Genomic DNA, 22,133 nt, shown 5'->3' with positions numbered 1-22,133 from the left:
GCCATTTAAATAAATGGGTTAAAGCAAATGAAGCTTTAACCCATTTTTCATAACCGTTCTATACAAAGCTATTTATTGTGTTCATAAGCATAAAGCGTATTGCTCATCAACATTGCAACGGTCATTGGCCCAACGCCACCAGGGACTGGTGTAATGTAAGCCGCTTTTTCGGCTGCTTTATCAAACTCTATATCGCCTACTAATTTTCCATCTACTCGGTTAATTCCAACATCAATTACTACCGCACTTTCTTTGATCCAATCGCCAGAAATTAAATTTGGTTTACCTACCGCAACGACAAGTATATCTGCTTGGCGAACGTGGTTTTCCAAATTTTTAGTGAATCTATGTGTTACTGTGACGGTTGCCCCTGCTAATAATAATTCTAAAGACATTGGGCGGCCAACAATATTGGATGCGCCTACAATTACTGCGTGCTTGCCGTGTAAATCAATACCCGTTGTTTCTAATAGTTTCATCACACCATAAGGTGTACAAGCACGTAAAGTTGGAATACGTTGGCATAACCGCCCAACATTATAAGGATGAAAGCCATCTACATCTTTTTTAGGATCGATACGTTCAATAATAGCTTCCGCATTAATTTGTTTTGGCAAGGGGAGTTGCACCAAAATACCGTCAATATTTTTATCTGCGTTAAGTTGGTCAATAATCGCTAATAATTCATTTTGCGTGGTTGTTTCAGGGAGGTCATAAGATTTAGAGAGAATACCGACTTCCTCGCAACTTTTACGTTTATTGCCCACATAAATTTGCGAAGCAGGATCAGCACCAACTAGGATTACAGCAAGTCCTGGAGCGCGTTTTCCTTGTTCAATATAATGGGTTATTTTATCTGCTAAATTAGCTTTAATTTGTTTTGAAAGTTCAGTACCAGAGATGATTTTTGCGGCCATTGAGCTATCCTTGATATTATGTGATGAAAAAGAAAGCGTTTGCTATTTTAACGAACAATGATTTTTTTACAATGAAAAAGGGGGATATTTCTTAAAGTGGAATAATTTTGAACAATTAAGTTGAAAAATCAAAAATTTCATTGACTGAAATAAAAACAAACTTATAATTGACCGCACTTATCGGCGAGTAGCGCAGCTTGGTAGCGCAACTGGTTTGGGACCAGTGGGTCGTAGGTTCAAATCCTATCTCGCCGACCACTTCTTTCGTATTTTCTTGAAATTTTTATAAAAGAAATCCTTTGAATGCGCCCTTAGCTCAGCTGGATAGAGCAACGCCCTTCTAAGGCGTGGGTCAAAGGTTCGAATCCTTTAGGGCGTGCCATTCGTTATCTGTTTAACTAGATCCTGTTTAGTTTTTTCAAATATAAGTACTTTCAGTCTGTTAGATTTTATGCTCATAATCTGCATCATTTGAGTGAAGAAGCTTAAATACACTCTTAATGATGCAGATAAAAACAATATTTTGGCTATTTAAGTATTTTCCAAGCTCTGAAGCCATAAATGGCAATTACTACAAAACAGATTAATGGTAGGATAAAGGAGAAATTTACTGCTGGAAGTCCCATAACTTCGCCTTGGTCAATAATCATTCCTTGTAGTGGTGGCATTAATGCGCCGCCTACAATAGCCATTACTAAACCTGCAGCTCCTAATGTCGATTCCTCTTTTAAGCCATAGAGGGCAATACCATAAATGGTAGGGAACATTAAAGACATAAAACCTGAGGTTAAAATTAGGCAGTATAGACCCCATACACCGTCAATAAAGATAACTCCGAGAATACTTAAAAAACCACCAATAGCAAAGAGCATCAGCATAAATTCTGCTTTTAAATATTTCATTAATGCTGTGCTAATAAAGCGACTGCTAATAAAAATAGCCATAGCAATGATGTTAAAGTTTTGCCCTTCAGCTTTAGTAAAACCTAAACGTTCAGCGTATTGTACGATAAATGTCCAACACATGATTTGAACACCTACGTAAAAGGCTTGTGCGATCACGCCTTCACGATATTTGGCTTTTTGAGCCAGTCTACTTACTGCTGTTTTAAAGCTGATTTGTCCGGACTCTTCTATTTTTACGGCTGGCATTTTTTTCAATCCAATGATAATAAACACTGCAACCACGACAAAACCGAGTGCTATGTAAGGATCGCGAATTTCAGCTAAATCATGGGTGCGAATACTCATTTTTTCTGCTTCAGACAGGGTGTGGAAAATCAAATTACCTGCAGCATCACGTTTGTCAGATTCAAGATTAGTTAGGACTAACTGGGAAGCAACAAACATACCTGTAATTGAACCAAGTGGATTAAATGATTGTGCGAAATTTAAACGTCGAGTAGCTGTTTGAGGATCTCCCATTGCGAGAATATAAGGATTGGCAGTGGTTTCCAAAAAAGCGAGCCCAAAGGTTAAAATATAAAGAGAGACTAAAAAGAAATTAAATATTTCATATTGCGCAGCTGGCCAAAATAAAAATGCACCTATTGCATAAAGAGCAAGCCCCAGAAGAATCCCCGCTTTGTAGCTATAGCGACTGGCAAATAATGCCGCAGGAATAGCCATTGTGCCGTATCCTCCATAAAAAGCTAATTGTACCAATGCCGCTTCTGAGGCTGGAATTTCCATTACTGTTTGAAATACCGCAACCATCGGATTGGTAATGTCGTTGGCAAATCCCCAAAGAGCAAATAAGCTAGTAATAAGCACAAAGGGGACGATGAATTTCTTTTCTAAAACTTTGGCGTTCATAATGTTTTCCTCATGTAAGTGATGGGGTATAACAAGGTTTAGGATTCTTCAATACGTAATCCATAGGTGTGGAATTTACCTAACACTACCTGCATTTGCTCTTTGCTGAGCAGTGGAATTTCTAAGCCTGTAGAGAGTAATTTCAAATACCAAGACGCTAATACTTCTACTTCTTGTGCGAGCCATAAGGCTTTATCTAGGTTTTCTCCGCAAGTGATTAAACCATGGTGTGCTAGTAAAATGGCTTTGCTTTCTTTGATTCCCGTTGCGACATAACTAGCTAATTCGTGACTACCAAATGTTGCATAAGGTATACAAGGAATATGATCTGTGCCGCTTACGGCTACCATGTAATGAATTGCAGGAATAGGTTTTTCGAGAATGGATAAGCCTGCACAGTGAATGGAATGATTGTGGACAACGGCATTTGCTTCAGGGCGAGTATGATAAACACTCAAGTGAAATTGCCATTCGCTTGATGGTAATTTATTTTCTTCGTGTTTGCCATTTCCATCAACATAAACAATATTTTCTGTCTTCATTAAGTGATATGGCATACCTGTCGGGGTAATCAGCATTCCATCTTTATAACGAACACTAACGTTTCCCGCTGTGCCTTGATTTAAACCTAATTTTGTCATTTCAAGGCAAGTATCAATGATTTTTTGTGATAATTCTGCTCTGTTCATTTTGTAGTACCTCTATTGTTTATAAAATGGGAGTAACCCCTTTTTTAATGATAATGTTGCCATATTTTGCGATCTCACCACTGACAACAACAGCATAAGCCTGTTTAGCACGTGTATAAAAATCGAAGCGTTCTAGACAGGTTAAATTTGGTGTGAAACCGACCGCACTTTCAATCGCATTTAAGTAACGAGTTTCAACATTCGGATCTAAAGAATCTCCCTCAACTGCTTTCATCATCAACAGAGGGGCATCAACATAAGCGTCAAATTCGAATAAGGGAGTTATTGCTTCAAGTAAAATATCTATAGATATACCATCTGCACGTATTACATTTTTATGTAGTGAATGTGCGGGAAAATGGGCGTCAGCTAGAACTATCTCATCGCCATGCCCCATTTCGGCGAGGGTTTTTAGTAATTCAGGAGAAAGAGCTGGGTGAATACCTTTTAGCATTTTGTTGTTCCTTCTAGTTTGGGTAAATTCGTTTTCTTGTTGGTTGCATCGCTTGCTGTGCCGCGTTTACATTTTCGTAAATGCCTACGCCTGCAAAGGTAAACATTGCGGCACCAAGTACAGTACTTTCAGAAATGTCCACAACATCAATCGGTAAATTTAAGGTGTTTGCACGGATTTGATTCCACAATACATTTTTTGAACCACCCCCAACACAAATTAAGCTTTTAGCTTGGAACTGACTGACTTGATGTAGCACGGATAAACCGTTTTTGAGTTTATTTGCCATATGTTGTAATGCGCTGACATAAATTTCTCCACGAGTAGCAAACATGGAAAGTCCACTGATATTACCTTGTCCTAGTTGGCTAAAAATACCTTCAAAATTGACCGCTCTTTTTCCCGCATTAAAAGCTTTTTCTCCCTCTTTGATCATTGTGGTGTAATAGTGATCGCTGCCATAAACATCGGAAAATAATAATTTACCTAACCATTCTATGACGCCAGAACCCACCCATTGTACCGCTGGATTAAAGCAATTGGATTGTGCATCAAATTCAGTGGTTAAGCCTTGAGAAACAAACTCAAATCTAGGTTCTGCGTGCTGGGTTCTAGCCATTAAGATTTCCCAGGTGCCAGAACTTAACACAGGCTGATTCAGCCCTGCACCAGACCCAAACACAGCAAATTGAGTATCATGTCCACAAGAAATGACAGGTACGGGATTTAATCCCCATTTCTGGGCTAACGGTGTACGTAATTTTCCAACTTTTTCACCTGCATAACGCATAGGAGGGAAATGGTTATTACTTAAACCCAGCGATGCTAAAATCAATGGATCCCAATTACCGCTAGTAAGGTTTGTCATCATTGATGTTCCCGCCATTGTGTGATCTGTAGTGAATTGACCAGTTAAGCGTTGAGTGAGCATTGACGAAATAAAAACGAATTTAGCCATTTTTTGGAAAACATCTGGCCTGTGTGTTTTTAACCAATGTAATTTAAATAAAGTATTAAAACTGTATTGACCAATGCCGTTACGTTGATAAAGATATTTGATATCTAATTGATTAGATAGATTTTCCATTACTGGTATGGTTCGTGGGCATTTCCATGAAATAATCGGATAAAGTTGTTGATCATTTTCATCAAAAGGTGCGCCATCCACGCCGAAAGTGGTAACAGATATTCCTACAATATCTTTTAAATCAATACCTTGTTGCATTAATTGATTGAAGGTTTGAGTTGCACAAGAGGTTAATTTTTGCCAGATTTCTTCAATATCCCAAATATGATAATCAGATGATTCGATTCCTTGTTTTGTATTATTAGCAAGGTGATGAGAGGCAAGAATTTGTCCTTTTTCATTTATCGCAATGGTGCGTAAATTTGTTGCACCACAGTCAAAAATCAATGCGATAGCCATAAAAACTCTCCTCAGCGCGGTCAAAAATCATTATGTTTTTGACCGCACTTTTTTATAAAAACAAATTAGGGGTTATTTATAAAGCGGACCAAAGTTTTGGCAGGCACGATAATCTTGCCCTTCCTTGTCTTGACCAAATCCATTCCAAGCACTAGGGCGGAAAATATTTTTCTCTGATACATTATGCATACAGACTGGAATGCGTAACATTGAAGCAAGAGTGATTAGATCAGCCCCCACATGACCGTGAGTCGCTACACAGTGATTTGCTCCCCAATTTGCCATGACTGAATACACATCAGTAAATGCACCTTTTCCAGTTAAACGTGGAACAAACCATGTTGTTGGCCAAGTTTCATTAGTACGTTGATTTAATTTATTATGTACATCTTGAGGTAAGTCGATTGACCAGCCTTCCGCAATTTGTAAAACGGGACCTAAACCTTTAATAAGATTAATACGGTGCATTGTAAACGGTATGCCACCTTTGGTTAGGAATTGAGAAGATAAACCGCCCCCTCGAAAATATTCGTGAACAGCAGGGCACCAACGTGTGTTTTCTAAGCAGCGTTTTGCTTCTTCTTCGGTAACATCCCATGCTGGTTTTAAAGTTGGATTGCCTTGAGCATCTTGATGTTCTCCCGTTCCATCAAGTGCAGCTGAACCTGAATTGATTAAATGAATGAATCCACTTTCAGGTCGCCATCCAGTAACACGCTCAACCGAATCTTGGCTCCAATAAGTACGCACATCTGCGAAAATTTGAGCTTTGCCAGTTAATTGATGCCCAAATAACATTCCTATTGCATTTAAACTATCATTTTCCGTGGCAAGAATATAAGGTGGACGCACGCCATTCCAGTCATAAGTTGAATTGAGCATTGCCTCCATAAAATCGCCGTTTGGCAAATGATCAGTCCAATGACGCTGCCCTTGAAAACCTGCGGCAATGGCATTATGACCTAAGGCTTCTTCTGCATAATTTAATGTTGCTAATTTTGGATTTCCTACCATCAAATCACGAGTGATAATGGTCATTTTCACAACATTTTCCCAAAGTTCTGCACGCTCTTCCGCATTGAGTTGATTCTCTAGGCTATTTACATCAACCCCTTCTTTGCAATATTGTTTAACCCAACTCAAGGCTAAATCAACTTCTTCTTGATCATAAATTTTGCGGTCTAAACGGCGTTTAATTTCCATCATATCCACATATTCATTACGCATACCTAAATATTCTTGGAAGAAAGCTTGATTTACAATAGAACCTGCAATTCCCATGGAAACTGACCCAATAGATAAATAGGATTTTCCTCGAATACTTGCAACAGCAAGCCCAGCACGAGCAAAACGCAATAATTTTTCTTTTACATCTTCAGGAATGTTTGTGTCATCGGCTTCTTGAACTTCTGTGCCGTAAATGGAAAAGGCTGGTAGTCCTAATTGAGAATGACCAGCAAGGGCGGCAGCCAAGTAAACCGCACCTGGGCGTTCCGTACCGTTAAATCCCCAAATTGCTTTAGGCATGTGAGGATCCATATCAATGGTTTCTGATCCATAACACCAACAAGGGGTAACGGTAATGGTTAATCCAACGTTTTCGCGTTTAAATTTATCCGCACAGGCGGCTGCTTCGGCTACACCGCCGATAGTGCTATCTGCAACTACACATTCAACGAAAGTACCATCTGTATGACGAATATGTGTTTGTAATAATTGAGCAACAGATTGAGCCATACGTATTGTTTGGGTTTCAAGAGATTCTCGAACCCCCATTCGACGACCATCAATAGTTGGACGAATACCGATTTTTATACGATTTGATTGAGTAGCAAGAGCCATAGTTACACTCCTTTGTTTGTGCTTAAGTAAGAATGATGAAATCACTGCAGAACAAATGGTGTTTTCATTGAATTAGAGTGTGAAAGAAAAATGATAAGGAAAACAGTAAGAAATGAAATTTTGTTGCAAAACTGCGAAGCAGATCACAAAAATTGACTATATTTAAGGAAATGTATATGACCGATTCTTTCAATTTTTAGTAATTTTCGGTCAAAATGGTCATCTTTTTTTATAAAACGGTCATTATATCGTGTTGCTCACAATATTTTTGTAAGTTATCGGGAAGTGACCGATCAGAAAAAATGGTATTAATTTTGCTTAAATCGGCAAGTTGAATCAAACTTGTTTTTTCAAATTTAGAAGAATCAATTAACAAATAAGCACGTTCTGAAGCTTCCATCATTTTTCGTTTTAAAGAGGCATTCAGCTCGTTTGATTCCCAGATATTACCGTTTTTATCAATTCCTGAACAAGAAAACACTGAAAAATTAATATGTAATCGTTGTAATAAGTACTCAGATAAGGGACCGTAAAATGCTTCATATTTTGCTGAATAAACTCCGCCAGTAACAATAGTTTTAACATTGGATTTATTAACTAGGGCATTAATGTTAAACATTGAATTGGTTACTACTGTACAAGGGATATCGGGCATTAAATAAGCAAAATACCAACTTGTTGAGCTTGCATCTAAACCTATAACGGCATTTTCATATAGCAAATCCAAGGCTTTTTGGGCAATATGTCGTTTAGCTGTTGCATTAATATGTTTTCGAGTTTGGAAAAATGAACCTAAATCTTTGGTTTTATTACTCACTGCTCCTCCGTGGGTTCGGTGCAATAAGCCTTTGTTCGCTAATTTGTTCAAATCGCGACGAATGGTTTCCACCGAAATATCACAATGCTGTGCAAGTTCTATTACGCTGGCTTTTCCTTGTTGATTTACCCATTGTAAAATTAATTCATCACGATAATTCATCTCTTTTCCCTATACGGTGGATTTAGTCGAGATTCTAGTTTACGCTTGAGCATATTGAAAATCCAAGGAGGGTGACGTATATCTTCCTAAAAGTGCGGTCAATTTTTTGTGAGTTTCTTTTCAAGAGTATGCAAGCTACAATACGCCCCCAAGTTTTATCAATGTAAATCAGAAAGAGAATAATTATGCCCTTTGCTATTGGTCAGCGTTGGTTAAGTGAAAGTGAAAACGCTTTAGGATTAGGTATCATTACCGCATTAGATCAACGAACCGTCACGATTTATTTCCCTGCGGCGGATGAAACGCGTATATATGCTGCTGCACAAGCGCCTTTAAGCCGAATTGTATTTAGTAAAGGTGAAACCTTATCCCATCAAGCTGGCTGGCAAGGCGAGATTTTAGACGTTCAAAATATGAACGGTTTGCTATTTTATTTAGTTAAAAATCCACAAGGTGAAGATGTTATTGTGCAAGAACGTGATATTTCACCGATTATTTCTTTTAGCCAAGCAAAAGATCGCCTCTTTTCAGCGCAAATTGATCGCAGCACTCATTTTGCATTGCGTTATCGCACGCTTTGTCATCAGCAAGCACAATTTAAATCGCCATTGCGTGGTTTACGCGGAACGCGTGCAAGTTTAATTCCCCATCAGCTTCATATTGCAGCTGAAGTCGGTAATCGAGTTAATCCTCGCGTGTTATTGGCGGATGAGGTTGGTTTAGGGAAAACCATTGAAGCAGGAATGATTTTGCAAAATCAACTTTTTGCTGAGAAAGTGCAACGTGTTCTTATTATCGTGCCAGAAACCTTGCAACATCAATGGCTGGTAGAAATGCTTCGTCGTTTTAATTTGCATTTTGCACTTTTTGATGAAGAACGTTGCAACGATTTTGATCTTGATGCCGTTAATCCGTTTACAACTGAAAGCTTAATTATTTGTTCGCTGAATTGGTTAGAAACTCATCCAAACCGAGTAGAGCAGGTGCTCAATGCTCAATTTGATTGCTTAATTGTGGACGAAGCCCATCATTTGGTGTGGTCTGAAACCTCGCCAAGTACTGCTTATTTATTAGTTGAACAGCTTGCTCGTATCATTCCATCCGTCTTGTTACTCACTGCAACTCCAGAGCAACTTGGGCAAGAAAGTCATTTTGCTCGTTTGCACTTACTGGATCCAGAACGTTTCTTTGATTATCAAACCTTTGTGAAAGAGCAGGAACGCTATCAACCTGTGGTTAATGCCGTTGAATCTTTGTTGGCAAATAAGGCATTAAGTGCGGTCGAAAAAAATCATATTTCTGATTTATTGCTTGAACAAGATGTCGAGCCACTTTTTAAAGCAATTGCATCAAATAATGATGAAGAACAACAGCGTGCCCGTCAGGAATTGATTCAAGCCTTAATTGATCGTCACGGCACGGGGCGAATGTTATTCCGCAATACACGTCAAGGCGTGAAAGGTTTTCCGCACCGTGTTTATCATCAAATTACTCTCTCTGAAGAGAATGATAAAATTGATTGGCTGATTGATTTCCTCAAACTACATCGCGATGAAAAAATCTTTGTGATTTGCCAGACGGCGGCAACTGCGATTCAGTTAGAACAAATTTTACGTGAACGTGAGGCGATTCGCGCCGCAGTGTTTCACGAAAAAATGTCGATTATCGAACGGGATAGAGCCGCAGCTTATTTTGCGGATTTAGAAAACGGCGCACAGGTTTTACTGAGTTCAAGTATTGGCTCGGAAGGGCGTAACTTCCAATTCGCAGCAAATTTAGTGTTATTTGATTTACCGACAAATCCTGATTTATTGGAACAATGTATTGGCCGATTAGATCGTATTGGACAAAAACGTGATGTGCAAATTTATGTGCCTTGTGCGAAAGATTCGCCTCAAAGTCGTTTAGCACGTTGGTACAATGAGGGATTGAATGCTTTTGAACAAACTTGTCCAATGGGAATGGCATTATTTTCTCAGTTTGCCGATGAGTTGGAAAAAGTGCGGTCAAATTCTACCGCACTTTCAGAGAATGAATTTTCCGAATTATTAAAACAAACTAAAACCGTTCGGGAAAAACTCAAGATTGAGTTAGAAAAAGGTCGCGATCGTTTATTAGAGCTAAATTCTCATGGCGGTGAGCAAGCACAAGCATTAGCGGATCAAATTGCTGATGAAGATAATTCGCCAGAGCTTGTGAATTTTGCTTTAAAATTATTTGATATTATTGGCGTAGAGCAAGAAGATCTTGGGGCTAATAGTATTGTAATTAGTCCAACTGGGACAATGCTTGTGCCCGACTTTCCAGGTTTAAAAGAAGAAGGTGTGACGGTTACCTTTGATCGAGAACTTGCCCTTGCCCGCGAAGAAATGGAATTCTTGACTTGGGATCATCCTATGATTCGTCAAGGTATTGATCTTGTTGCTTCGGGTGATATTGGCAAAGCCGCAATGGCATTGCTTGTGAATAAACAACTGCCCGCTGGAACCTTATTAATTGAATTGATTTATGTGGTGGAAAGCCAATCGCCAAAAGGATTACAGCTCAATCGTTTCTTGCCGCCAACGCCTATTCGTCTGCTGCTTGATAACAAAGGAAATAACATGGGTGAGCAGGTTGCCTTTGAAACCTTGCATAGCAAATTGAAACCACTTGGTAAAAATATTGCTAATCAAATGGTAAAAATGGCACGTGCCAATATTGAAGCCTTGATTACACGAGGCGATCAACTCGTAAAATCTTTGGCAGAATCGATTATTGCTGAAGCTAAAAATCAAGCAGATCAACAATTAAGCGCAGAAATTAACCGTTTGCAGGCTTTGCGAGCAGTGAATAAAAATATTCGCCAAAGCGAAATTGATATTTTGGAACAACAACGAACACAATCACTGGATGAGCTTTCTAAAGCAAATTGGCGTTTGGATTGTTTGCGTGTCATTGTGACGAACAAGGAATAAAAATGGCATTGATTGAATACAATCCGCCTCTTGAACCTTATTTGGATATTATTTATCAAGATAATCATTTGTGCGTGGTGAACAAACCGAGCGGTTTGCTTTCTGTGCCGGGTAATCAACCACAATATTACGATAGCGTAATGAGTCGAGTAAAAGAAAAATTCGGCTTTTGTGAGCCTGCTCATCGTTTGGATATGGCAACGAGTGGCATCATTGTGTTTGCTTTAAGTAAGGCGGCGGATCGTGAATTAAAACGTCAATTTCGCGAACGTGAACCGAAAAAACACTATCAAGCGATTGTTTGGGGGCATTTGGAGAACGATTATGGCGAGGTAAATTTGCCAATGATTTGTGATTGGGAAAATCGACCTCGCCAACGTTTGGATTTCGTTTTAGGAAAAAGAGCGGTCACAAAATTCGAAGTTTTAGCACGTTTGCCGAATAACAGTACTCGCGTGAAACTGACGCCCGTGACAGGCAGATCTCATCAATTACGCTTGCACATGTTAGCATTGGGGCATCCAATTCTAGGCGATAAATTTTACTCTCATCCTCAGGCTAAAGCTATGTCGCCAAGATTATGTTTGCACGCAGAAGAATTGACGATTACCCACCCCATTACAGGGGAAACAATGACTTTTAATGCGAAGTCCGATTTTTAAATTTGCGCATAAGCACGAGATCACGAATGAAAAACTTTTTAGCTCAACAAGGAAAAATCACGCTAATTCTCACCGCACTTTGTGTGCTCATTTATCTTGCTCAACAGCTGGGGTTTGAAGACGATATTATGTATTTGATGCATTATCCCGCTTACGAAGAGCAAGATAGCGAAGTGTGGCGTTATATCTCACATACATTGGTACATTTATCTAATTTTCATATTTTGTTTAATCTGTCTTGGTTTTTTATTTTCGGTGGAATGATTGAACGCACTTTTGGCTCGGTCAAATTATTGATATTGTATGTTGTAGCATCTGGCATAACAGGATATGTGCAAAATTATGTGTCTGACCCCGCTTTTTTTGGGCTTTCTGGTGTTGTATATGCGGTTCTAGGTTATGTATTTATACGTGATAAATTGAATCATCATTTATTTGATCTGCCAGAAGGTTTTTTCACAATGTTATTGGTGGGGATCGCATTAGGTTTTATTAGCCCCTTATTTGGTGTTGAAATGGGAAATGCAGCGCATATATCAGGCTTGATTGTCGGCTTGATTTGGGGATTTATTGATAGCAAATTGCGCAAAAATTCGCTAGAGTAAGCCCGTTTAATTTGGATAAAGGATTCGCTATGAAACAATCGTTACGCCATCAAAAAATTATTAAACTGGTGGGACAATCTGGCTATTTAAGCACGGAAGAATTGGTTGCAGCCTTAGATGTTAGCCCTCAAACGATTCGCCGTGATTTGAATATTTTGGCGGAGTTGGATTTAATCCGTCGCCATCACGGTGGCGCAGCATCACCATCTTCTGCAGAAAATTCTGATTACGTGGATCGTAAAAAATTCTTTTCATTACAAAAAAATAATATTGCACAAGAAGTTGCGAAGTTGATTCCTAACGGTGCATCGTTGTTTATTGATATTGGTACCACGCCTGAGGCTGTCGCCAATGCATTGCTTGGCCACGAAAAACTCCGAATTGTGACGAACAATCTGAATGCCGCTCATCTTTTACGCCAAAATGAAAGTTTTGATATTGTTATGGCGGGCGGATCATTACGAATGGATGGTGGAATTATTGGCGAAGCTACGGTAAATTTTATTTCTCAATTTCGCCTAGATTTCGGGATTTTAGGGATTAGCGCGATCGATGCTGATGGTTCATTATTGGATTACGATTACCATGAAGTACAAGTAAAGCGAGCGATTATTGAAAGTTCACGTCAGACCTTATTAGTGACCGATCACTCTAAATTTTCGCGCCAAGCGATTGTTCGCTTGGGCGAATTAAGTGATGTAGAATATTTGTTTACGGATGATGTTCCCGAAGGAATTGTTAATTATCTGAAAGCTCAGAAAACGAAATTGGTTTTATGTAATGGTAAAGTGCGGTAAAAATATCTTTGATTTTCTTATTAATTTATCGATAAAAGAAGCTATTACTCTTAATTTTTGATTTAATTGAACGTTATCTAAAAGTAATCTAAATATTCTCTCGCTGAATTATTGTCTTTTCTATAATTAAACATTTCCAAGCGTAAAAGTATCTTGCTTTTTTAATCAATTAAAGAAATTTCATATTTCTGTATTATCTAATTATTTTTAGCTATCAATATTCTTTAAAACATTCCGAGCTTAGATAAGAAAATCCCTTGCTGGGCAAGGGATTTAGTAATGAGTTAAAGTGCGGTAGAAATTACCAACCTTTTACAACACCATCTTTAAAGTGTTTTTGAGCTTCTTGGTAAACTTCTTCTGTTTGGTAAGATTTTACGAAATCTTGAACAGCTTTGCTGTCTTTGTTATCGGTACGAGAAACGATAATGTTCACATATGGCGAATCTTTATCTTCTACAAATACACCGTCATCTTGAGCATTTAAGCCTACTTGACCCGCATAAGTATTGTTTACTACAGCTAAATCAACGTCGTCTAATGCACGTGCCGCAACAGAAGTATCTACTTCAGTGATGTTTAATTTTTTCGGATTTTCAACAATATCTAATACAGTTGAAAGAAGGTTATTTGCATCTTTTAATTTGATTAAGCCTTGTTTTTCAAGAAGAATTAATGCACGACCACGGTTTGTTGGATCGTTAGGAACAACAACTTTAGCACCGTCTTGTAATTTATTCACATTTTTGATTTTTTTAGAATAACCCGCTAATGGATAGACGAAAGTATTACCCACGATAACTAAGTTATTTAAATTTTTCGCTTTTGCATCTTCATCTAAATAAGGTTTATGTTGCATTGCGTTTGCATCTAAATCACCTTTAGATACAGCTTCATTTGGTAATGCGTAGTCATTGAATTCAACGAATTGAACGTCTAAACCATATTTTTCTTTAGCGACTTTTGCTGCAATTTCTGCAACTTGATGCTCAGGGCCAGACATCACGCCTACTTTGATTTTAAGCGGTGCTGCTGCAGCTTCAGGTTTTTTGTCTTCTTTACAGCCTGTTAAAACGAGAGCTGATGCGATTGCAGTGATTGCAAAAAGTTGTTTTAATTTCATAGGATTTCCTTCCTGTTTAAGTTAAGAGTTGCGTTTAATTAACGATGATCCACTTTTCTAGCCAGTGTATCGCCGAGTTTTTGGCTAATCATAACGAATAGCACAATAATAATGGTTGCCACCCAAGTGACATAAGGCATATTGCGATATACGCCGTAGTTGATAGCGAGACTACCTAAACCACCGCCCCCTTGTGTCCCCGCCATTGCTGAGTAACCAACTAAAGTGACTAGCGTAAGAGTAACGCCATTAATTAGCGTAGGTAGAGCTTCTGACAAATAGAATTTACGAACAATTTGCCATTTAGTAGCCCCCATTGCTTGAGCTGCTTCGGTTAAGCCATTTGGAATTTCCATTAGTGCATTAGCAGTTAAGCGAGCCACGAATGGCATTGCACAAATACTCAATGGAATAATTGCTGCTGTTGTACCTAATACGGTTCCCACGATGAAACGAGTTACAGGTAATAAGATTAAGAGCAAAATAATAAATGGAATGGAACGCCCGATATTAATAATCGTGTTTAACACAAAATGGGTGCGGTTATTTTGTAAAATCTCATTTTTTCCAGTTAAAAAAGTCCATACACCCACAGGCACGCCGACTAGTACAGAAAGTAGGGTAGATGCAAAACTGATATAAACAGTTTCATAAGTTGCGGTTGCGACAACACCCCACATTTGAGGTGTTAATTGCTGGCTGAATGTTGCCAAGAAATCATTGAACATAACCAAGCACCTCCACGCGCACGTTGTTTTCCATTAAATAAACTTTGGTTTGCGTAATGGCATCTTCATCGCCTTCTACTTCAGCAATGGTATAACCAAATTTCACGCCTCCAGCATAATCAATTTGTGAGGTTAAGATACTGAGCTCCACGCCAAATTTTTTTGATGCTTGAGAAAGTAACGGTGCATCGACTGAGCGACCCGTAAACTCAAATTTGATGATTGGATACGCTTTGCTATGTTTCGGCGTATCAGTAAGATTTTCCAAATATTCATCAGGTAGACTGATGTGGAAGGTCGAACGAATAAACTCTTGTGCTAATTCTGTTTTAGGGTTTGCAAAAATTTCACCGACAGTACCTTGTTCAACTAGGCGACCTTGATCAATGACAGCAACTTGATCACAAATCTGTTTAACAACTTCCATTTCATGGGTAATCAACAAAATTGTAATACCTAAAGTGCGGTTAATTTCTTTTAATAATTGCAGAATAGATTGCGTCGTTGCAGGATCTAATGCGCTAGTTGCTTCATCACATAATAAGACTTTAGGATCGCTCGCTAAGGCACGTGCAATGGCTACGCGTTGTTTTTGCCCGCCAGAAAGATTGCTTGGGTAAGCATCACGTTTTTCACTTAAACCAACAAGATCTAAAAGTGCGGTAATTTTTTCTTGGATTTTTGCTTTTGACTCACTTTCCAATTCTAAGGGTAATGTCACGTTTTCAAATACGGTGCGAGAACTTAGTAAATTGAAATGCTGAAAAATCATTCCAATTTGACGACGAGCAAGTACTAATTCGCGATCAGAAAGTTTTGTTAATTCTACGCCATCAACAATAACGGAACCACTTGTCGGTTTTTCTAATAAGTTTACACAGCGAATTAATGTACTTTTTCCTGCACCAGATGCACCAATTACGCCACAGATTTGACCTTTTTCGATATTCAACGAAACATTATCAAGCGCAGTCAATTTTTTGTTCGGTAGCTCAAAAATTTTCGTAATATTATTTAGCTTAATCATATAAGCCCTTTTTATTTATTGTTTTTAAATCTGTTTTGGTATTCTAGATGTCTAGATTGCTATGTCAATATGTCAGATTATCTTTTTTAGACAGATTAGTTATGGCTTATATTTGCTAATTGCTTGGATTAAATAGATAATTTTTGTCAATTTGACATGTATAAAAGGTAAGAGAATGAATAAGGCTATTTTTTTAGATCGCGATGGCACGTTAAATATTGATTATGGTTATGTACACGAAATTGATAACTTTAAATTTATTGATGGTGCGATTGATGCATTGCGAGAATTAAAGAAAATGGGATATATGTTGGTATTAGTGACCAACCAGTCGGGCATTGCACGTGGTTATTTTTCTGAGGATCAGTTTTTACAATTAACAGAATGGATGGATTGGTCGTTAGCTGAACAAGATGTGGATTTGGATGGTATTTACTATTGTCCACATCATCCTGAGGGAAAGGGCGAATATAAAGAAGATTGTGATTGTCGGAAGCCTAAATCGGGAATGTTATTGCAAGCGATCAAAGAATTAAAGATCGATCCTACGCAATCTATTATGGTTGGAGATAAAGTTGAAGACCTAAAAGCGGGGACTGGTGCGAAGGTAAAAATGAACGTATTAGTTCGTACTGGTAAACCAGTAACAGGGGAAGGAGAAGGAATAGCGGATTATGTGTTAGATTCTATCGTAGATCTTCCGAGAATTTTAAAACGCTTAAAAAAATAGCCAAAAAGATCTATATTTTGCTCTAATCGCTTGTACTTTAATCAAAAGAACATTTTTTTAAATATTTTTACAAAAAAGTACTTGCAAGGGCTTTGAAAATCCCTATAATCCACGGCACACAACGACGCACTGTTGTGAAGTTTTTTAAGTTTCCAAGTGCGTCGTTATTTTTTGCTCTTTAACAATATATCAGACAATCTGTGTGGGCACTTGTTGATTGACTTGTTTTAAAACTATTTTTAATTTTGAAGTCTTAATAGGTGCTTAACTGAAAATTCATCATTACTTTTTTAAGTAGTGTTTTATTTATAGCTAAGCAGTTTATTGAGCGATTGAACTTGAATTGAAGAGTTTGATCATGGCTCAGATTAAACGCTGGCGGCAGGCTTAACACATGCAAGTCGAACGGTAGCAGGAGAAAGCTTGCTTTCTTGCTGACGAGTGGCGGACGGGTGAGTAATGCTTGGGAATCTGGCTTATGGAGGGGGATAACGACGGGAAACTGTCGCTAATACCGCGTAGTGTCGAGAGACGAAAGTGCGGGACTGAGAGGCCGCATGCCATAGGATGAGCCCAAGTGGGATTAGGTAGTTGGTGGGGTAAAGGTCTACCAAGCCTGCGATCTCTAGCTGGTCTGAGAGGATGACCAGCCACACTGGAACTGAGACACGGTCCAGACTCCTACGGGAGGCAGCAGTGGGGAATATTGCGCAATGGGGGGAACCCTGACGCAGCCATGCCGCGTGAATGAAGAAGGCCTTCGGGTTGTAAAGTTCTTTCGGTATTGAGGAAGGTTGATGTGTTAATAGCACATCAAATTGACGTTAAATACAGAAGAAGCACCGGCTAACTCCGTGCCAGCAGCCGCGGTAATACGGAGGGTGCGAGCGTTAATCGGAATAACTGGGCGTAAAGGGCACGCAGGCGGTTATTTAAGTGAGGTGTGAAAGCCCTGGGCTTAACCTAGGAATTGCATTTCAGACTGGGTAACTAGAGTACTTTAGGGAGGGGTAGAATTCCACGTGTAGCGGTGAAATGCGTAGAGATGTGGAGGAATACCGAAGGCGAAGGCAGCCCCTTGGGAATGTACTGACGCTCATGTGCGAAAGCGTGGGGAGCAAACAGGATTAGATACCCTGGTAGTCCACGCTGTAAACGCTGTCGATTTGGGGGTTGGGGTTTAACTCTGGCGCCCGTAGCTAACGTGATAAATCGACCGCCTGGGGAGTACGGCCGCAAGGTTAAAACTCAAATGAATTGACGGGGGCCCGCACAAGCGGTGGAGCATGTGGTTTAATTCGATGCAACGCGAAGAACCTTACCTACTCTTGACATCCTAAGAAGAGCTCAGAGATGAGCTTGTGCCTTCGGGAACTTAGAGACAGGTGCTGCATGGCTGTCGTCAGCTCGTGTTGTGAAATGTTGGGTTAAGTCCCGCAACGAGCGCAACCCTTATCCTTTGTTGCCAGCGACTTGGTCGGGAACTCAAAGGAGACTGCCAGTGATAAACTGGAGGAAGGTGGGGATGACGTCAAGTCATCATGGCCCTTACGAGTAGGGCTACACACGTGCTACAATGGCGTATACAGAGGGAAGCGAAGCTGCGAGGTGGAGCGAATCTCATAAAGTACGTCTAAGTCCGGATTGGAGTCTGCAACTCGACTCCATGAAGTCGGAATCGCTAGTAATCGCGAATCAGAATGTCGCGGTGAATACGTTCCCGGGCCTTGTACACACCGCCCGTCACACCATGGGAGTGGGTTGTACCAGAAGTAGATAGCTTAACCTTTTGGAGGGCGTTTACCACGGTATGATTCATGACTGGGGTGAAGTCGTAACAAGGTAACCGTAGGGGAACCTGCGGTTGGATCACCTCCTTACCCAAGACGAGAGACAGCGAGTGCTCACACAGATTGGCTGATAGTTGTAGACAAGATTAAAAACGAAGCGAAAGCAACGTTGAAAAATAAACGTTAAAAGATAAAAAGAAAATAGAGTATCTTTAATTGATGTCCCCATCGTCTAGAGGCCTAGGACATCGCCCTTTCACGGCGGTAACCGGGGTTCGAATCCCCGTGGGGACGCCAATTAAAGATAACTTTATTAGATTGTCTTACTGTTCTTTAAAAAATTGGAAACAAGCTGAAAACAAGAGATTTTCGAGAGAAAGTCTGAGTAGGCAAGACAGGAAAGTGAAAAGAGGGAACTGAGAAGGAAACTCTAAAAACAAACCTGTTTTGTAAAAAAATCTTGATTGAACAAAAGTAATCAAGTGTTTAGTTGAATTAATGAGGCTGAAAGTGCAGTCAAAGCACGGTATCTATTTTATATTGAGTTTTGAAAACATTTGAGGTTGTATAGTTAAGTGACTAAGCGTACAAGGTGGATGCCTTGGCAATCAGAGGCGAAGAAGGACGTGCTAATCTGCGAAAAGCTTGGATGAGTCGATAAGAGGCGTTTAATCCAAGATATCCGAATGGGGAAACCCAGTAGATGAAGAATCTACTATCAACAAGTGAATTCATAGCTTGTTGAGGCAAACCGGGAGAACTGAAACATCTAAGTACCCCGAGGAAAAGAAATCAACCGAGATTTCGTCAGTAGCGGCGAGCGAAAGCGAAAGAGCCAGTAAGTGATAGCAATATAGTTAGGAGAATGTGTTGGGAAGCACAATCAAAGAGGGTGATAATCCCGTATCTAAAAACCATATTGTGGTACTAAGCTAACGAGAAGTAGGGCGGGACACGTGATATCCTGTTTGAAGAAGGGGGGACCATCCTCCAAGGCTAAATACTCCTGATTGACCGATAGTGAACCAGTACTGTGAAGGAAAGGCGAAAAGAACCCCGGTGAGGGGAGTGAAATAGAACCTGAAACCTTGTACGTACAAGCAGTGGGAGCCCCATCACTTAATCCGATTGGAAGGTGATGAAAAGCAACCGCACTTAAACAATGGTAAGAGGAGCGAAGCGAGTCAAACCACCCAAAAGAAGCAGTGGGATTAAGTGATGGGGTGACTGCGTACCTTTTGTATAATGGGTCAGCGACTTATATTTTGTAGCGAGGTTAACCGAATAGGGGAGCCGAAGGGAAACCGAGTCTTAACTGGGCGTTGAGTTGCAGGGTATAGACCCGAAACCCGGTGATCTAGCCATGGGCAGGTTGAAGGTTGGGTAACACTAACTGGAGGACCGAACCGACTAATGTTGAAAAATTAGCGGATGACTTGTGGCTGGGGGTGAAAGGCCAATCAAACCGGGAGATAGCTGGTTCTCCCCGAAATCTATTTAGGTAGAGCCTTGAGGTGACACCTTTGGGGGTAGAGCACTGTTTCGGCTAGGGGTCCATCCCGGATTACCAACCCGATGCAAACTACGAATACCAAAGAGTGATACTCAGGAGACACACGGCGGGTGCTAACGTCCGTCGTGGAGAGGGAAACAACCCAGACCGCCAGCTAAGGTCCCCAAGTCTATATTAAGTGGGAAACGAAGTGGGAAGGCTTAGACAGCTAGGATGTTGGCTTAGAAGCAGCCATCATTTAAAGAAAGCGTAATAGCTCACTAGTCGAGTCGGTCTGCGCGGAAGATGTAACGGGGCTGAAATATAGCACCGAAGCTGCGGCATCAGGCGTATCACTAATACGCCTGTTGGGTAGGGGAGCGTTGTGTAAGCGGATGAAGGTTCATCGAGAGGTGGGCTGGACGTATCACAAGTGCGAATGCTGACATAAGTAACGATAAAACGGGTGAAAAACCCGTTCGCCGGAAGACCAAGGGTTCCTGTCCAACGTTAATCGGGGCAGGGTAAGTCGGCTCCTAAGGCGAGGCTGAAAAGCGTAGTCGATGGGAAACAGGTTAATATTCCTGTACTTGGTAAAGCTGCGATGTGGGGACGGAGTAGGTTAGGTTATCGCACTGTTGGATATGTGCGTTTAAGTTGGTAGGTGGGAAGTTTAGGCAAATCCGGACTTCCTTAACACAGAGAGATGATGACGAGGCTCTACGGAGCTGAAGTAACTGATACCACACTTCCAGGAAAAGCCACTAAGCGAAAGGCTTTACTAAACCGTACTGAAAACCGACACAGGTGGTCAGGTAGAGAATACTCAGGCGCTTGAGAGAACTCGGGTGAAGGAACTAGGCAAAATAGCACCGTAACTTCGGGAGAAGGTGCGCCGGCGTAGATTGTAAGGGCTAGCCCCTGAAGGTTGAACCGGTCGAAGTGACCAGCTGGCTGCAACTGTTTATTAAAAACACAGCACTCTGCAAACACGAAAGTGGAGGTATAGGGTGTGATGCCTGCCCGGTGCTGGAAGGTTAATTGATGGTGTCATCGCAAGAGAAGCACCTGATCGAAGCCCCAGTAAACGGCGGCCGTAACTATAACGGTCCTAAGGTAGCGAAATTCCTTGTCGGGTAAGTTCCGACCTGCACGAATGGCATAATGATGGCCAGGCTGTCTCCACCCGAGACTCAGTGAAATTGAAATCGCCGTGAAGATGCGGTGTACCCGCGGCTAGACGGAAAGACCCCGTGAACCTTTACTATAGCTTGACACTGAACATTGAATTTTGATGTGTAGGATAGGTGGGAGACTAAGAAGATGATACGCCAGTATTGTTGGAGTCGACCTTGAAATACCACCCTTTAACGTTTGATGTTCTAACGAAGATTGCGGAACGTGGTCTCGGACAGTGTCTGGTGGGTAGTTTGACTGGGGCGGTCTCCTCCCAAAGCGTAACGGAGGAGCACGAAGGTTTGCTAATCACGGTCGGACATCGTGAGGTTAGTGCAATGGTATAAGCAAGCTTAACTGCGAGACAGACAAGTCGAGCAGGTACGAAAGTAGGTCATAGTGATCCGGTGGTTCTGAATGGAAGGGCCATCGCTCAACGGATAAAAGGTACTCCGGGGATAACAGGCTGATACCGCCCAAGAGTTCATATCGACGGCGGTGTTTGGCACCTCGATGTCGGCTCATCACATCCTGGGGCTGAAGTAGGTCCCAAGGGTATGGCTGTTCGCCATTTAAAGTGGTACGCGAGCTGGGTTTAGAACGTCGTGAGACAGTTCGGTCCCTATCTGCCGTGGGCGTAGGAGAATTGGTTGGGGCTGCTCCTAGTACGAGAGGACCGGAGTGGACGCACCACTGGTGTTCCGGTTGTGTCGCCAGACGCATTGCCGGGTAGCTAAGTGCGGAAGAGATAAGTGCTGAAAGCATCTAAGCACGAAACTTGCCAAGAGATGAGTTCTCCCAATCTAAGAGATAGTAAGGGTTGTTGTAGACTACGACGTAGATAGGTCAGGTGTGTAAGTGTAGTGATACATTGAGCTAACAGATACTAATTGCCCGAGAGGCTTAACTATACAACGCTCAAGTG

General features: G+C 40.7%; 15 protein-coding genes, 3 tRNA genes and 2 rRNA genes. 10 read left to right on the top strand and 10 right to left on the bottom strand.

Annotated elements, in window-relative coordinates; genetic code table 11:
- Positions 1-68: 68 nt before the first annotated feature.
- Complete coding sequence (gene folD / locus DQN49_RS01760; RefSeq protein ID WP_006995375.1) at positions 69-917, bottom strand: bifunctional methylenetetrahydrofolate dehydrogenase/methenyltetrahydrofolate cyclohydrolase FolD; 849 nt, start codon at positions 915-917, stop codon at positions 69-71.
- Positions 918-1,098: 181 nt separating this feature from the next.
- On the opposite strand from folD, the gene DQN49_RS01755 reads away from it, so the two are divergent.
- Both DQN49_RS01755 and DQN49_RS01750 read left to right on the top strand, forming a co-directional pair.
- Positions 1,099-1,175 (top strand) — tRNA-Pro (locus DQN49_RS01755).
- A gap of 47 nt (positions 1,176-1,222) precedes the next feature.
- Positions 1,223-1,299, top strand: a tRNA-Arg gene (locus tag DQN49_RS01750).
- A gap of 145 nt (positions 1,300-1,444) precedes the next feature.
- On the opposite strand, the gene fucP is transcribed toward DQN49_RS01750, so the two are convergent.
- The 6 genes from fucP to DQN49_RS01720 form a co-directional block, all read right to left on the bottom strand.
- Positions 1,445-2,731 carry an L-fucose:H+ symporter permease gene (gene fucP / locus DQN49_RS01745; RefSeq protein WP_005668621.1) on the bottom strand — a complete coding sequence of 429 codons (1,287 nt, stop codon included), beginning with the start codon at positions 2,729-2,731 and terminating at the stop codon, positions 1,445-1,447.
- Between the two features lie 38 nt (positions 2,732-2,769).
- Entirely contained in the window at positions 2,770-3,420 is a 651-nt protein-coding gene (gene fucA, locus DQN49_RS01740) for an L-fuculose-phosphate aldolase (protein WP_006995376.1), read from the bottom strand.
- 19 nt (positions 3,421-3,439) lie between these two features.
- Entirely contained in the window at positions 3,440-3,874 is a 435-nt protein-coding gene (gene fucU / locus DQN49_RS01735) for an L-fucose mutarotase (protein ID WP_005648572.1), read from the bottom strand.
- Between the two features lie 13 nt (positions 3,875-3,887).
- Positions 3,888-5,300 carry an L-fuculokinase gene (fucK, locus tag DQN49_RS01730; RefSeq protein ID WP_006995377.1) on the bottom strand — a complete coding sequence of 471 codons (1,413 nt, stop codon included), beginning with the start codon at positions 5,298-5,300 and terminating at the stop codon, positions 3,888-3,890.
- Between the two features lie 72 nt (positions 5,301-5,372).
- Positions 5,373-7,142 carry an L-fucose isomerase gene (gene fucI / locus DQN49_RS01725; protein ID WP_006995378.1) on the bottom strand — a complete coding sequence of 590 codons (1,770 nt, stop codon included), beginning with the start codon at positions 7,140-7,142 and terminating at the stop codon, positions 5,373-5,375.
- A gap of 229 nt (positions 7,143-7,371) precedes the next feature.
- The gene (locus DQN49_RS01720; protein ID WP_005661551.1) at positions 7,372-8,121 is read right to left on the bottom strand and encodes a DeoR/GlpR family DNA-binding transcription regulator; all 750 of its coding nucleotides are present in this window, start codon (positions 8,119-8,121) and stop codon (positions 7,372-7,374) included.
- Positions 8,122-8,306: 185 nt separating this feature from the next.
- On the opposite strand from DQN49_RS01720, the gene rapA reads away from it, so the two are divergent.
- The 4 genes from rapA to DQN49_RS01700 are packed head-to-tail and all read left to right on the top strand — an operon-like array spanning position 8,307 to position 13,142.
- Positions 8,307-11,078, top strand: a complete 2,772-nt coding sequence (rapA, locus tag DQN49_RS01715) for an RNA polymerase-associated protein RapA (protein ID WP_006995379.1) — start codon at positions 8,307-8,309, stop codon at positions 11,076-11,078.
- A 2-nt stretch (positions 11,079-11,080) separates the two neighbouring features.
- Positions 11,081-11,740, top strand: coding sequence for a bifunctional tRNA pseudouridine(32) synthase/23S rRNA pseudouridine(746) synthase RluA (rluA, locus tag DQN49_RS01710; RefSeq protein ID WP_006995380.1), 660 nt, complete (start codon positions 11,081-11,083; stop codon positions 11,738-11,740).
- Between the two features lie 26 nt (positions 11,741-11,766).
- Positions 11,767-12,345, top strand: coding sequence for a rhomboid family intramembrane serine protease (locus DQN49_RS01705; protein ID WP_006995381.1), 579 nt, complete (start codon positions 11,767-11,769; stop codon positions 12,343-12,345).
- Positions 12,346-12,374: 29 nt separating this feature from the next.
- Positions 12,375-13,142 (top strand): DeoR/GlpR family transcriptional regulator, encoded by a 768-nt coding sequence (locus DQN49_RS01700; protein WP_005672324.1) that lies wholly within the window; start codon positions 12,375-12,377, stop codon positions 13,140-13,142.
- 301 nt (positions 13,143-13,443) lie between these two features.
- On the opposite strand, the gene DQN49_RS01695 is transcribed toward DQN49_RS01700, so the two are convergent.
- The 3 genes from DQN49_RS01695 to metN are packed head-to-tail and all read right to left on the bottom strand — an operon-like array spanning position 13,444 to position 16,020.
- Positions 13,444-14,265: a MetQ/NlpA family lipoprotein gene (locus DQN49_RS01695; RefSeq protein WP_006995383.1), complete on the bottom strand. Its 822-nt coding sequence runs from the start codon at positions 14,263-14,265 to the stop codon at positions 13,444-13,446.
- Between the two features lie 38 nt (positions 14,266-14,303).
- The gene (locus tag DQN49_RS01690) at positions 14,304-14,993 is read right to left on the bottom strand and encodes a methionine ABC transporter permease (protein WP_006995384.1); all 690 of its coding nucleotides are present in this window, start codon (positions 14,991-14,993) and stop codon (positions 14,304-14,306) included.
- Positions 14,983-16,020 (bottom strand): methionine ABC transporter ATP-binding protein MetN, encoded by a 1,038-nt coding sequence (gene metN, locus DQN49_RS01685; RefSeq protein WP_013527340.1) that lies wholly within the window; start codon positions 16,018-16,020, stop codon positions 14,983-14,985. Before metN ends, DQN49_RS01690 begins: the two co-directional genes overlap by 11 nt.
- Before the next feature lie 175 nt (positions 16,021-16,195).
- On the opposite strand from metN, the gene gmhB reads away from it, so the two are divergent.
- The 4 genes from gmhB to DQN49_RS01665 all read left to right on the top strand — a co-directional run bounded on the left by gmhB (position 16,196) and on the right by DQN49_RS01665 (position 22,119).
- Complete coding sequence (gmhB, locus tag DQN49_RS01680; protein WP_006996628.1) at positions 16,196-16,750, top strand: D-glycero-beta-D-manno-heptose 1,7-bisphosphate 7-phosphatase; 555 nt, start codon at positions 16,196-16,198, stop codon at positions 16,748-16,750.
- A gap of 340 nt (positions 16,751-17,090) precedes the next feature.
- Positions 17,091-18,630: ribosomal RNA gene (locus tag DQN49_RS01675) — 16S ribosomal RNA — on the top strand.
- Positions 18,631-18,761: 131 nt separating this feature from the next.
- A tRNA-Glu gene (locus tag DQN49_RS01670) sits at positions 18,762-18,837 on the top strand.
- 272 nt (positions 18,838-19,109) lie between these two features.
- A 23S ribosomal RNA gene (locus DQN49_RS01665) occupies positions 19,110-22,119 on the top strand.
- Together the 16S and 23S rRNA genes with 1 tRNA gene alongside form the textbook arrangement of a ribosomal RNA operon.
- Positions 22,120-22,133 lie beyond the last annotated feature (14 nt).

It is taken from the genome of Haemophilus aegyptius (assembly GCF_900475885.1).
Taxonomy (GTDB): domain Bacteria; phylum Pseudomonadota; class Gammaproteobacteria; order Enterobacterales; family Pasteurellaceae; genus Haemophilus; species Haemophilus influenzae.
This window is presented reverse-complemented; position numbering and strand designations above follow the sequence as displayed.

Coding starts and splice junctions, on each gene's coding strand:
- DQN49_RS01720 (WP_005661551.1), bottom strand. CDS start 8,121: ATGAATTATCGTGATGAATTAATTTTACAATGGGTAAATCAACAAGGA.
- rapA (WP_006995379.1), top strand. CDS start 8,307: ATGCCCTTTGCTATTGGTCAGCGTTGGTTAAGTGAAAGTGAAAACGCT.
- DQN49_RS01700 (WP_005672324.1), top strand. CDS start 12,375: ATGAAACAATCGTTACGCCATCAAAAAATTATTAAACTGGTGGGACAA.
- metN (WP_013527340.1), bottom strand. CDS start 16,020: ATGATTAAGCTAAATAATATTACGAAAATTTTTGAGCTACCGAACAAA.
- fucU (WP_005648572.1), bottom strand. CDS start 3,874: ATGCTAAAAGGTATTCACCCAGCTCTTTCTCCTGAATTACTAAAAACC.
- fucA (WP_006995376.1), bottom strand. CDS start 3,420: ATGAACAGAGCAGAATTATCACAAAAAATCATTGATACTTGCCTTGAA.
- DQN49_RS01695 (WP_006995383.1), bottom strand. CDS start 14,265: ATGAAATTAAAACAACTTTTTGCAATCACTGCAATCGCATCAGCTCTC.
- fucP (WP_005668621.1), bottom strand. CDS start 2,731: ATGAACGCCAAAGTTTTAGAAAAGAAATTCATCGTCCCCTTTGTGCTT.
- rluA (WP_006995380.1), top strand. CDS start 11,081: ATGGCATTGATTGAATACAATCCGCCTCTTGAACCTTATTTGGATATT.
- folD (WP_006995375.1), bottom strand. CDS start 917: ATGGCCGCAAAAATCATCTCTGGTACTGAACTTTCAAAACAAATTAAA.
- DQN49_RS01690 (WP_006995384.1), bottom strand. CDS start 14,993: ATGTTCAATGATTTCTTGGCAACATTCAGCCAGCAATTAACACCTCAA.
- gmhB (WP_006996628.1), top strand. CDS start 16,196: ATGAATAAGGCTATTTTTTTAGATCGCGATGGCACGTTAAATATTGAT.
- fucK (WP_006995377.1), bottom strand. CDS start 5,300: ATGGCTATCGCATTGATTTTTGACTGTGGTGCAACAAATTTACGCACC.
- fucI (WP_006995378.1), bottom strand. CDS start 7,142: ATGGCTCTTGCTACTCAATCAAATCGTATAAAAATCGGTATTCGTCCA.
- DQN49_RS01705 (WP_006995381.1), top strand. CDS start 11,767: ATGAAAAACTTTTTAGCTCAACAAGGAAAAATCACGCTAATTCTCACC.